Raw genomic sequence first — 11,577 nt, 5'->3', positions numbered from 1 at the left:
ATTGGAGGGCATGTCCGATGACGCCTTCTCCGCCTCCGCCGCCGATCCCGCCGAGCTGCGCACCCTCACCTTCACGCTCAACCTGCTGCAGCGCGCCTACCGCGCCGCGGCCGACCGGGCGGTGGCGCACCTCGGCATCTCGCAGGCGGCCGGCTGGGCACTGCTGACCATCGGCCGGCAGGGCGACGGCACCCGCCAGGGCGTCATCGCCGACCTGCTCGGCATCGAGGGGCCGACACTGATTCGCACCCTCGACCAGCTGGTGGGCGCCGGGCTGGTGGAGCGGCGCGAGGACCCGACCGACCGCCGCGCCCGCACGCTGCACCTGACCGAGTCCGGCGCCGCGATCCAGGCCCGCATCGAGGAAGCGCTCAATGCCCTGCGCACCGAGCTGTTCCAGGACATCCCCGCCGAGGACGTGCGCGCCTGCCTGCGCGTGTTCGGCACGCTCTGGACCCGCCTGGGCAAGGCCGACCGCGGCGGTGCCGCCTCGGAGAACTGACATGCGCCTGCCCCGTCAGCTGCCGCGCTTCAGCGCGGCCGAGATGCTTTTTTCCGCGAAATGCTTCGGCGCCGCCATGCTCGCAATGGCGGTGGCGAGCTGGGCCGGCCTCCCGCGTCCCTTCTGGGCGCTGATGACCACCTACATCGTCGCCAACCCGCTGGCCGGCGCGGTGCGCTCCAAGGCGGTGTTCCGCCTGCTCGGCACGCTGCTCGGGTGTGCGGCCACGCTGCTGCTGGTTCCGGCCCTGGTGGATGCGCCCGAGCTGCTCACGCTGGCACTGGCCCTGTGGGTGGCGCTGTGCCTGTTCGTCTCGCTGCTCGACCGCACGCCCCGCGCCTACCTCTTCATGCTGGCCGGCTACTCGGCGGCCCTCATCGGCTTTCCGTCGGTGGGCGCACCGCTGGGCGTGTTCGACACCGCCTCGGCCCGCGTGCAGGAGATCGCCATCGGCATCGTCTGCGGCACGCTGGTGCACAGCCTGGTGTGGCCGGTGGGCATGGCGCCCACGCTCGTCGGGCTGGTGGACCACACGCTGGCCGATGCCGCCGCCTGGCTGCGCGGCATGGTGCAGCCTGCGCCCTCTGCCGCCGCCGGCCGGCAGGCCGCGCGCCGCAAGCTGGCCGGCGACATCTCGCAGCTGCGCGTGATGGCCACGCACGTGCCCTTCGACACCAGCCACCTCAAGTGGACGGCCTCGGCCGTGCGGGCCCTGCAGCACGAGGTGGCGGCGCTCACGCCCTTCGCCTCGGCCGTGGACGACCGCCTCCAGGCGCTGCGCGATGCCGACGGGCGCCTGCCGGCCGATGTGGAACGCACCGTGGGCGAGGTGCTCGCCCGCCTGGCCGACAACGGCCGCACGGCGCCCGGCACCGCGCCCGCGCCCCTGCCCGACGCCGAACTGGCCGCGCTCCACGCCGCCGCGCGGAGCCTGGGCGACACCACGCCCCACGCCGATGCCTGGACCCGGGCCCTGCGCACCGGCCTGGCCGTGCGGCTGGAGGCCCTGATCGACGCCTGGGCCGCCTGCGTGCGGTTGCGCCAGCACATCGACGCCGGCCTGGCCGGCCGCCCCGTGCCGCTGTCTGCCGCCGCCGGCCGCAGTGCCCCGGCCGCCCGCGAGGTGCTGCATCGCGACGTGGGCATGGCCGCATGGTCCGCCCTGGCGGCGGCGTTGGCCATCTGTCTGTGCTCCGCCTTCTGGATCCTCACCGGCTGGCCCGGCGGCGCCGCCATGGCCATGATGGCCGCGGTCTTCTGCTCCTTCTTCGCGGGCATGGACGACCCGGCGCCCTCGATCTACGCCTTCCTGAAGGTGCTGCTGCTGTCGCTGCCGCTCGCCGCCCTGTACGTGCTGGTGCTGATGCCGCTGGTGGTGGACCTGACCACGCTGGCCCTGGTGTGCGCCCCGGCCTTCCTGGTGCTGGGCGTCTACCTGGGCCGGCCGGCCACCTTCATGAAGGCGATGGCGCTGCTGCTGTCGGGCGTGATCGGTACGCTCTCGCTGCACGACACCGGCCAGGCCGACTTCGCCAGCTTCCTCAACGCCATGATCGGCCAGGTGCTGGGCGTCGCCGCGGCGGCCGTGGTGACGGCGCTGGTGCGTTCGGTGAGCGCCGACTGGGGCGCGCGCCGCATCCAGCGCATGACCTGGCGCGAACTGGGCCGCCTGCCGCGACAGGCCGACGACGCGCAGGCCCGGCTGCATGCGGCGCGCGTGCTGGACCGCATCGGCCTGCTGGCGCCGCGCATCGCGCAGGCCGGCGGCACGGTCGATGGCGTGAATGCCGACGACGCGCTGGTGGACCTGCGCATCGGCACCGACCTGCATGCCCTGCGCCGCCATGCCGCGCTGCTGCCGGGCCGGCTCGGCCCCGACATCCTGGCGCAGGTGGCGCGGCTGTTCCGCGAGCATCCCGCGGGCCTGACCACCGGCCAGGCCGCGCAGGACCGGCCAGCGCTGGCCGACGGCATCGACCAGGCCCTGCGCGCGCTGCTGCCCACCGAGGCCGCGGCCTCGCCGGCCGCTCAGGTCGAAGACCGCCGCGCGCTGCTGGCCGCCCTGGTCGGCCTGCGCCGCAATCTCTATCCCACGCGGCCCTGGACGGCCGCACCTTCCACGACCGAGGAGGCTTTCGCATGACGGGCGAAGCCACGTTCTACGGGGTCTACGTGCCCTGGCTGCTGGTGCTGGCCGTGGTGGCCTGGGGCCTGTGCTGGGGCGCGCGCCGCCTGCTGGGCACGCTGGGCGTCTACCGCTGGGTCTGGCACAGCGCCCTCTTCGATACCGCCCTCTATGTGCTGATCCTCTTTCTGCTGGTCCGGCTCACTGCCGGCCAAGGATTCCTCTCATGACCACGACAACGACGACGACACGAACCCGCGCCCTGGCGGCGCAGACGGCCCGGGTGCTGCTGACCCTGGGCATGGTGGCCCTGGCCGTCTGGGCCGGCCTGCGCCTGTGGGACCACTACGAACTCGCACCCTGGACCCGCGACGGCCGCGTGCGCGCCAATGTCGTGCAGGTGGCGCCCGACGTGTCGGGCCTGGTGAGCGCCGTGCGCGTGCAGGACAACCAGCCGGTCAAGGCCGGCGACGTGCTGTTCGAGATCGACCCGGCGCGCTTCGCCCTTGCCGTGCAGCAGGCCCGCGTGGGCGTGCAGTCGGCGCAGGTGGGCCTGGCCCAGGCCCGCCGCGAGGACGCCCGCAACGCCAGCCTGTCGGACCTGGTGCCGCGCGAGCTGCGCGAGCAGTCGCGTGCCCGGGCGGACGCGGCGGCTGCCACCCTGGCCCGCGCCCAGGTCGAGCTGCACACGGCCGAGCTCAACCTGCAGCGCGCCACGGTGCGCGCGCCGGTCGACGGCTGGGTCACCAACCTGGAGCTGCGCACCGGCGCCTATGCCGCCGCCGGCCGCGGCGCCATGGCCGTGGTGGACCGCGGCTCCTTCTACGTCGAAGGCTATTTCGAAGAGACCAAGCTGGCCCGCATCCACCCCGGCGACGCCGTGCGCGTGACGCCGATGGGCAGCCGCGTGCCGCTGGTCGGCACGGTGCAGAGCATTGCCGCCGGCATCGCCGACCGCGACCGCTCCACCGGCGCCAACCTGCTGCCCAGCGTCAACCCCACCTTCAACTGGGTGCGCCTGGCGCAGCGCGTGCCGGTGCGTGTGCAGCTGGACGCGCAGCCGGGCGCCGCCGCCCTGGTGGCCGGCCAGACCGTGCTGGTCGAGGTGGTGCGGCCCGCGGATGCCCGGCATGCCGCCGTACGCCAGGGAGACCCGACATGAGCCGCCTGCGCCATTCCTCCCTTGCCCGCCCGATGACCACTTTCGCCCGCCGTGCGCCGGCGCTGCTGGCCGCGCTGGTCCTCGCCGGCTGCGGCAGCCTGACCGTCGGCCCCGACTACCAGGTGCCCGCCCAGGCCGCCGTGCAGAACCCAGCCGCGGCGCAGCCCTTCCGCGAGGCCCAGGCGCCCGATGCCGGCGCCGCGGTCGTCGCCGAGCCGCTGCCGGCGCGCTGGTGGCACCTGTTCCGCGACCCCACGCTCGACACGCTGGTGCAGGAGGCGCTGGCCCACAACACCGACCTGCGCGTGGCCGCCGCCAACCTCGAGCGCCAGCAGGCCGCCGAGGTGCAGGTGCGTGCCGAGGAGAAGCCGCAGCTGTCGCTCTCCGGCGGGCCGGCCTTCGGCCATGTGTCGGGCCTGTCCGAGCTGGCGCCCGGCTTCAGCCCGCCCGACCAGTTCGCCTACAGCCTGGGCGCGGGCCTGTCGTACCAGATCGACGTGGTGGGCGAGCTGCGCCGCGCGGCCGAGGCGGCACGCGCCGACACCGCGGCCGCCGCGGCCGCCGTGGACCTGGCCCGCGTCAACGCGGCAGCCGGCACGGCACGCGCCTATGCCACCGCCTGCGCCACCGGCCAGCAGCTGAAGGTGGCCGAGCGCTCCGTCGCCCTGCAGCAGCAACAGCTGACGGTGGTGCAGCGCCTGCACGATGCCGGTCGTGCCGGTGCCACCGACCTCGCGCGCTCGCGCTCGCTGCTGGCCCAGCTGCAGGCCGCGCCACCGGCGCTGCGGGCGCAGCGCCAGGCCGCGCTGTACCAATTGGCGGCCTGGCTGGGCCGCACGCCGGGCGCACTGCCCGCCGAGGTGCAGCAATGCGCCACCGTGCCCCAGGTGGCCGGGGCGCTGCCGGTGGGCGATGGCGCGGCCCTGCTGCGACGCCGGCCCGACATCCGCCGCAGCGAGCGGCAACTGGCCGCGGCCACGGCCCGCATCGGCGTGGCCACGGCGCAGCTCTATCCCAAGGTGTCGCTCGGTCTGTCGGCCACCTCGGCCGGGCCGGCCAACGACTTCCTGGGCCGCGACACCTTCGCCTGGAATCTCGGTCCGCTGATCCGCTGGAGCGTGCCCAACACCGGGGCCGCCCGCGCCCGCATCGCCGGGACCGAAGCCTCGGCCCGCGCGGCGCTGGCCAGCTTCGACGGCACGGTGCTGCAGGCACTGCGGGAGACCGAGACCGCCCTGTCCGCCTACCGGCAGGCGTTGATCGGCGTGGAGGCCCTCACGCGCGCCCGCGACGACAGCGCCCAGGTGGCCAGCCAGGCGCAGCGCCTGTACGTGGGCGGGCGCAGTGCCTACCTCGACACGCTGGATGCGCAGCGTTCGCTCGCCAGTGCCGAGGCCAGCCTGGCCGCCGCGCAGACCCGCGTGGCGCAGGAGCAGGTCGCGGTCTTCATGGCGCTGGGCGGCGGCTGGGAGCGGCCGCAGGAGTAGCCTGCCCGGGCGGCCTCAGAGCAGCTTCTCGGGCGTGATCGGCAGCTCGCGCACCCGCCGCCCGGTCGCGTGGTAGACCGCGTTGGCGATGGCCGCCGGAATGCCCACCATGCCCAGCTCGCCCATGCCCTTGACGCCCAGCGGGTTGACGATAGCGTCGTCCTCTTCCACGAAGATGGTCTCGATGGCGTGGATGTCCGCATTCACCGGCACGTGGTAATGCTGCAGGTTGGCGTTGACGATCCGGCCGTAGCGGTGGTCCACCTCGGTGGCCTCCTCCAGCGCCATGCCGATGCCCCAGACCACGCCGCCGATCTCCTGGCTGTGCGAGGCCAGCGGGTTGAGGATGCGCCCGCAGGCGCTGACCTCGATCACCCGCGTGACCTTGACCGTGCCCAGGTCCGGGTCCACCTTCACCTCCACGAACTGTGCCCCATGCGCGAGCGAGGTGTACTTCTGCCGCTCGGCCGAAGGCTTGGCCTCGAAGGTTTCGGTGACCTGATCCAGCCCCGCCGCCTGCATCAGCGGGCCCACGGCGATGCTGCGTGAGGGGTCCGCCTTGAGCCGCAGCCGGCCGTCCATCAGCTCGACCTGCGCGGCAGTGGCACCGGCCAGCGGCGAGCCGGCCTGCCGTTGCGCCATGGCCAGCAACCGGCCCGTGACCGCCAGCGCGGCTCCCCGCACCGCCGAGCCCACGCTCGACGTCGTCCACGAGCCGCCCTGCGCCGGCGCCTTCGGCTGGCGCGTGTCGCCCAGCTCGAACTGCACCTGCTCCAGCCGCGTGCCCAGGAACTCCGCCGCGATCATCGTCATGACGGTGTAGGTGCCCGGACCGATGTCGCTGGTGGCGCTGCCCACGCGCGCGGTGCCGTCGCTGCGGTAGCTGACGCGGGCGCTGGCGGGCATCTGCATCGCGCCCCAGACGCTGGAGGCCATGCCCCAGCCCACCAGCAGCCGGCCATCGCGCATGGAGCGCGGCTCGGGGGTGCGTCGCGACCAGCCGAACTTCTCGGCGCCCAGCCGATAGCACTCGCGCAGTGCCTTGCTGGAGAACGGCTTGCCGCTGTCCGGGTCGGTCTCGGCATAGTTGGCCAGCCGCAGGGCCAGCGGGTCCATGCCGAGCGCGTAGGCGAGCTCGTCCATGGCGCTTTCGAGCGCGAACATGCCGCTCACCGCGCCCGGCGCGCGCATCCAGGTGGGCGTGGCCAGGTCGGTCGCCGCCACCTTCAGCGGCGCATCCAGGTTGGGGCAGGCATAGACCTGCCGGGTGAACTGCGTGGTGGAGTCCGAGAAGGTGTCGAAGGACGAGGTGTTGTGGAAGGCCTGGTGCACCATGGCCTGCAGCCGCCCGTCGCGGCCTGCTGCCAGGGCCACCTTCTGGATGGTCTCGGGCCGGTACCCGTGGCCGGTGAACATCTGCGTGCGGGTGTAGACCACCTTGACCGGCCGCCGCAGCGCCCGCGCCGCCATGGCCGTGAGCGACGGGTAGTAGTTGGGCTTGAGCGAGGCACCGAAGGCGCCGCCGACGAAGGGCGAGACCACGCGCACCTTGTTCGCCGGCACGCCGAAGGCTTCGGCCAGGTGCTGGCGCACGCCATACACCTCCTGCGTCTTGTCGAACAGCGTGAGCTGCTCGCCTTCCCAGTGGGCGATGGCGGCATGGGGCTCCATCGGGTTGTGGTGCTCGATGGGGATGCGGTATTCGGCCTCGACCTTGACCGCCGCGGTGCGCAGCGCGCCCTGCGCATCGCCCCGCGGGCCGGGCTTCCCGGACTTGGGATCGAGGCGGGCACGGTCCAGCACGGCGGCCAGGTCGGTCTGGTGCGGCTCGGCCTGGTAGTCCAGGCGCACCAGGCGGGCGGCATGGCGGGCCTGCTCGTAGCTTTCGGCCACCACCAGCGCCACTGGCTGCCCGCTGAAGAACACACGGTCCGTCTGCAGCGGCCAGGCCCAGCCGTCGGGACTGGCGCCGGCCTTGCCCAGGCGCCCGGCATTGAGGTGGGTGAACACGCGCACCACGCCCGGCGAACCTTCGGCCTCGGCCGTGTCGACGCGGGTGATGCGGCCCTTGGCCACGGTGCTCAGCACCAGGAAGCCGTAGGCCAGGTTCGGCAGCTGGAACTCGGCGGCGTACTTCGCCTGGCCGGTGACCTTGGCGATGCCGTCGACACGGGGGGTTTCCTTGCCCAGATAGCGAGCCATGTCCAGTCTCCGTCAGGCGAGGCGCGAAGCCCGCATCAATGCACGCTCGACCGCACGGCGGCCCAGTTCGACCTTGTAGGCGTTGTGCGCCAGGGGCCGGGCCTCGGCCAGCGCCGCCTCACCGGCGCGGCGGAAGGCCTCCGGTCCGGCGGGCTGGCCCACCAGGGCCGCCTCGGCCGCAGCACTGCGCCAGGGCATGTGCGCGACGCTGCCGAGCACCACCCGTGCCTGGCGGATGCGGTTGCCGTCCATGTCCAGCGCGGCGGCCACCGCCACCATGGCAAAGGCGTAGGAGGCGCGGTCGCGCACTTTCAGGTAGTGCGAATTGCGGGCGAATGCCGCCGCGGCCACGGGCAGCTCGACGCCCAGGATCAGGTCGCCCGGGGCCAGCGTGGTGTCGCGGTCGGGCGCGTTGCCGGGCAGTCGGTGCAGCTCGCCGATGGGCATCAGCCGCTCCGCACCCGAGGCCGCGCGCACGCGCACAGAGGCATCAAGCGCATACAGCGCATTGGCCATGTCGCCGGGGTAGGTCGCCACGCAGGCCTCGCTCCAGCCCAGCACGGCATGGATGCGGTTGAGCCCCTCGCGCGCCGCGCAGCCGCTGCCGGGCTGGCGCTTGTTGCAGGGCATGGCGGTGTCGTAGAAGTAGTTGCAGCGGGTGCGCTGAAGCAGGTTGCCGCCGTTGGTCGCCATGTTGCGCAGCTGTCCGGACGCGCCGGCCACGATGGCCTGGCTGAGCAGCGGGTAGTGCTCGCGCACCATCGGGTGATTGGCCGTCTCGGTGTTGGTGGCCAAGGCGCCGAGCGACAGGCCGGCGCGGGTGCGCTCGATCTGCCCCAGCGGCAGGCGGCGGATGTCGATGACGCGGGGCGGGCGCTCCACGTCCTCCTTCATCAGGTCCAGCAGGTTGGTGCCGCCTGCGAGGAAGCGGCTGCCGGGCGCCTGCAGCGCGGCGGCGGCGCCGGCCGCGGCATCGTCGGCGCGGACGTATTCAAACGGTCTCATGGCCGTCCTCCCGGCGCACTGCCGCCAGTTGCGTCTCGGTGGCGAAGGACCAGGTCTGTGCGCGCGGCGCACCGCCCTGCACCTCCTGGATGGCCGCCACGATGCCCGGGTAGGCGCCGCAGCGGCAGATGTTGCCGCTCATGCGTTCCTTGATTTCGTCGTCGCCGAGGCGGCCGACCGGGCGGCCGACGTCCTCGCTCACGTGGCTCACGTCGCCGCGCCGGGCCTCCGCCAGCATGCCCACCGCCGAGCAGATCTGGCCCGGCGTGCAGTAGCCGCACTGGAAGGCGTCGTGCCGGATGAACGCGGCCTGCATGGGATGCAGCTGGCCGCCCTGGGCCAGCCCCTCGATGGTGGTGACCTCGCGGCCCTCGAGCGTGGCGGCGAGTGTCAGGCAGGACAGCACGCGCTGTCCGTCGACCAGTACGGTGCAGGCACCGCACTGGCCCTGGTCGCAGCCCTTCTTGGTGCCGGTGAGGGCCAGCCGCTCTCGCAGGGCGTCGAGCAGGACCGTGCGTGAATCGAGCTCCAGCGCGCGGGCCTCGCCGTTGATGCGTACGTTGACGCGCACGGCGTTCTGCACGCGGATGGGCGCGGTCACGGCATCGGGTGCGGCCGGCATCTGGGCATAGGCCGCCTCGGTCGCCAGCAGGTTCGCAGCGAAGGCGCCGACGCCGCCCGCGGCCGTCTGCATCATGAAGACACGGCGGGCCTGCCCGACGGTGCCGAGCGGCGGCATGTCGTGCAGCAACGCCGCTTCGTCGGCGCTCAGTTCTTCGCCACCGTCTGGATCGTGGGGTGTGGGATCGTGGGCCATGTCGCACTCCGTCGAGGCCGTTGGGCGCAATGCGCCGGCTGCGGATGTGACATTGCCCGAGAGCGACGGCAGACCCGCACCACGCCGCAGGCTGCAATCTGCGACGACGCAGAGCGTGCCATCCAGACACCGGACGGCTCAGGCAGAGCCAACCCGCGAACGTGTCGGCGGGCATGCTGCGAGCGCGCCGGACGGCGCGACGCGCTTGGGTGGCGCGATGGGATCAGCGGAAGGCGGCGACCTCGGGGCCCTTCACCGCCACGCGCAGCGAAGCGGCGTCGCCCCGCGTGGGAGTCGGGACGAGGCGCAATTCAGCGTTCCCCGCGATCTTCCGTGCGTTGAGGATGTTCGCGTGCCGTCCGGCTGCCGGCGCCACATGTGCCGGTCCCATCGGCGACGGGCGCGGATCTGCCGTGAACAGCGGGATGCCCAGCGCACTGCTGGTGGGCACGGTGGCATCGGAAGCGGCCTGCGCCGCGGCGCCGCCGCAGAGCCCCAATCCCAACAAGGTCGCCCCCAGCCACCGCCAGCGTCGTCCATGCGCCTCGTATCGGGAAGATGAACCCATGAGCTTGCCGATGTGCATGACGACCTCCTGATCGGTGCCGGCCGTGGCACGAGAGACCCCATCCAACGCGACCGTGCCTGCACTGTCGATCCCCGTCTTTTCCGTGCATGTCGGCAGCCTCGGCCGGCGCCTGTAGGCCGCCAAGCGACAGGCCACGTCGCCCCACACGCAGGGCCGCGTCGGCCAGGGGGCATTTAGACTGGCGGCAATCCAACACACGGCAGCGCCTCGCGGCGCCCGCACAGACCCATGACAGCACGTGCCTCGAGCGTCGAAGCACTGGAAGCAGAAATCGCGCGCCTGACCCAGGAACGCCAGGACCTCGAACGCCAGCAGCAGCAACTGCGGGTGGACGGACTCAGGAACCTCGTCGACGATTTCGCCCAGAAGCTGGGCGCCGCCGGCTTCAGCCTCCAGGACGGCATCGAAGCGCTGCAGGTGCGCGCCCGCCCCGCGCCGCCGCCGGCCGATCAGCCGGTGCGGCATTCGGTCATCAAGCCCGCGCCCTTCGTGACCGCGCCCAAGTCGCAGCCGCGTCCGCCCATGGACGCGGTGCACCTGCGGGCGCAGAGCGTGCTGGGCAGCGACGCCATCGACTGGCTCAAGCGCGCCCATCCGCTGCTGGGCGGCATGACGCCCGCCCAGATGGCGACCACGCCGCGTGGCGAGGAAAAGGTACTGGCGCTGCTGGCCGCCTACGCCCGCGGGGCCTGAGACGACTTCTTCCTAGCCGGCGCCCTCGGCGTCGCCGCGTTTCGCCCCAGCTGGTGCAGCAGCTCGGCCCGCAGCGCGGCCGCCACCGCAGCGGCGGCCGTCGACAGGCTGCGCTCCTGTCGCATCACCTGGCCAATGGGCCGCTCGACATCCGGCGCCGTCAGCCGCCGCTGCACCACCGGCCCGCCCAGCGCCACCTGCGCCGCCAGGGCGGGCAGCACCGACACCCCCAGCCCGGCCGCCACCATCGCATTGATGGTGGCCAGGTGCTCCACCTCGAAACGCGGCGCGAAGCGCTGCCCCAATGAGAGCAGCGCCGCCTCGGCGTACTGCCGCACGCTGGTGGGTGCGGGCATCGAGATGTGCGGCAGGCCCGCCACCTCGGCCCAGCGCAGCGGGCCGCGCCGCGTAGCCAGCGCATGGTCCGCGGGCAGCAGCAGCACCAGCGGATCGCTGGCCAGCGTCTCGTAGGCCAGATCGGCATAGGCCGGGTTCTCGGCCGTGAGCGCGAAGTCGACCTGGCCCGCGCGCACCAGGTCGAAGGAGGCACCCGACAGCGAATCGACCACGCCCAGCTGCACGCCCGGGTGCGCCGCCATGAAGCGCGCGAACACCGGCGGCACCACCGTCGCCGCCAGCGAGGGCAGCGCCGCGATGCGCACCCGGCCCTCGCGCAGCTCGACCACGTCGCGCACCGCGCTGGCGGCCGTCTCGGCCTGCGCCCGCAGGATGCGGGCATGCGCCATCAGGGCCTGGCCGGCGTCGGTGAGCTGCACGCTGCGCGTGCTGCGGGCGAAGAGCCGCGCGCCCAGCGTCTCCTCCAGCCGGCCGATCACGCCCGACACAGCCGACTGCGATAGGTGCACCCGCGCCGCCGCGCGCCGGAAGTTCAGCGTCTCGGCCAGCTCGATGAAGACCTGCAGTTCGCGCAGCGAAAGATTGATCATGATTGCCGATCAGTCTATCGGGCAATAGCGTTGGACCGATCACTGGCG

General features: G+C 73.2%; 11 protein-coding genes. 6 read left to right on the top strand and 5 right to left on the bottom strand.

Going from position 1 to position 11,577, the window contains the following annotated elements:
• Positions 1 to 10: 10 nt before the first annotated feature.
• From BXA03_RS08120 to BXA03_RS08100, 5 genes are read left to right on the top strand one after another with little or no spacing between them, the layout of a single operon-like run.
• The gene (locus BXA03_RS08120; protein ID WP_076505966.1) at positions 11 to 502 is read left to right on the top strand and encodes a MarR family winged helix-turn-helix transcriptional regulator; all 492 of its coding nucleotides are present in this window, start codon (positions 11 to 13) and stop codon (positions 500 to 502) included.
• Position 503: 1 nt separating this feature from the next.
• Positions 504 to 2,645: an FUSC family protein gene (locus tag BXA03_RS08115; protein WP_076505964.1), complete on the top strand. Its 2,142-nt coding sequence runs from the start codon at positions 504 to 506 to the stop codon at positions 2,643 to 2,645.
• Entirely contained in the window at positions 2,642 to 2,857 is a 216-nt protein-coding gene (locus BXA03_RS08110; RefSeq protein WP_076505962.1) for a DUF1656 domain-containing protein, read from the top strand. Before BXA03_RS08115 ends, BXA03_RS08110 begins: the two co-directional genes overlap by 4 nt.
• Complete coding sequence (locus BXA03_RS08105) at positions 2,854 to 3,789, top strand: efflux RND transporter periplasmic adaptor subunit (protein ID WP_076505960.1); 936 nt, start codon at positions 2,854 to 2,856, stop codon at positions 3,787 to 3,789. Before BXA03_RS08110 ends, BXA03_RS08105 begins: the two co-directional genes overlap by 4 nt.
• Positions 3,786 to 5,276, top strand: a complete 1,491-nt coding sequence (locus tag BXA03_RS08100) for an efflux transporter outer membrane subunit (protein ID WP_234983632.1) — start codon at positions 3,786 to 3,788, stop codon at positions 5,274 to 5,276. The genes BXA03_RS08105 and BXA03_RS08100 overlap by 4 nt, the downstream gene beginning before the upstream one ends.
• A gap of 15 nt (positions 5,277 to 5,291) precedes the next feature.
• On the opposite strand, the gene BXA03_RS08095 is transcribed toward BXA03_RS08100, so the two are convergent.
• From BXA03_RS08095 to BXA03_RS08080, 4 genes are all read right to left on the bottom strand, one after another.
• A complete protein-coding gene (locus tag BXA03_RS08095) occupies positions 5,292 to 7,478 on the bottom strand; it encodes a xanthine dehydrogenase family protein molybdopterin-binding subunit (protein ID WP_076505952.1) in 2,187 nt (728 codons plus the stop codon).
• A 12-nt stretch (positions 7,479 to 7,490) separates the two neighbouring features.
• Entirely contained in the window at positions 7,491 to 8,483 is a 993-nt protein-coding gene (locus BXA03_RS08090) for an FAD binding domain-containing protein (RefSeq protein ID WP_076505950.1), read from the bottom strand.
• Positions 8,470 to 9,222 carry a 2Fe-2S iron-sulfur cluster-binding protein gene (locus BXA03_RS08085; RefSeq protein ID WP_200803360.1) on the bottom strand — a complete coding sequence of 251 codons (753 nt, stop codon included), beginning with the start codon at positions 9,220 to 9,222 and terminating at the stop codon, positions 8,470 to 8,472. The genes BXA03_RS08090 and BXA03_RS08085 overlap by 14 nt, the downstream gene beginning before the upstream one ends.
• A gap of 301 nt (positions 9,223 to 9,523) precedes the next feature.
• A complete protein-coding gene (locus BXA03_RS08080; RefSeq protein WP_143476247.1) occupies positions 9,524 to 9,886 on the bottom strand; it encodes a hypothetical protein in 363 nt (120 codons plus the stop codon).
• 231 nt (positions 9,887 to 10,117) lie between these two features.
• Between BXA03_RS08080 and BXA03_RS08075 the strand changes: the two genes are divergently transcribed.
• Positions 10,118 to 10,582, top strand: a complete 465-nt coding sequence (locus tag BXA03_RS08075) for an MbcA/ParS/Xre antitoxin family protein (protein WP_076505944.1) — start codon at positions 10,118 to 10,120, stop codon at positions 10,580 to 10,582.
• Here BXA03_RS08075 and BXA03_RS08070 read toward each other — a convergent pair.
• The gene (locus tag BXA03_RS08070; protein WP_076505942.1) at positions 10,564 to 11,532 is read right to left on the bottom strand and encodes a LysR family transcriptional regulator; all 969 of its coding nucleotides are present in this window, start codon (positions 11,530 to 11,532) and stop codon (positions 10,564 to 10,566) included. The two genes, BXA03_RS08075 and BXA03_RS08070, sit on opposite strands and share 19 nt — an antisense overlap.
• Positions 11,533 to 11,577: the final 45 nt, after the last annotated feature.

Origin of the sequence: Pseudacidovorax sp. RU35E (genome assembly GCF_900156165.1) — a bacterium.
Lineage (GTDB): Bacteria > Pseudomonadota > Gammaproteobacteria > Burkholderiales > Burkholderiaceae_C > Xenophilus.
This window is presented reverse-complemented; position numbering and strand designations above follow the sequence as displayed.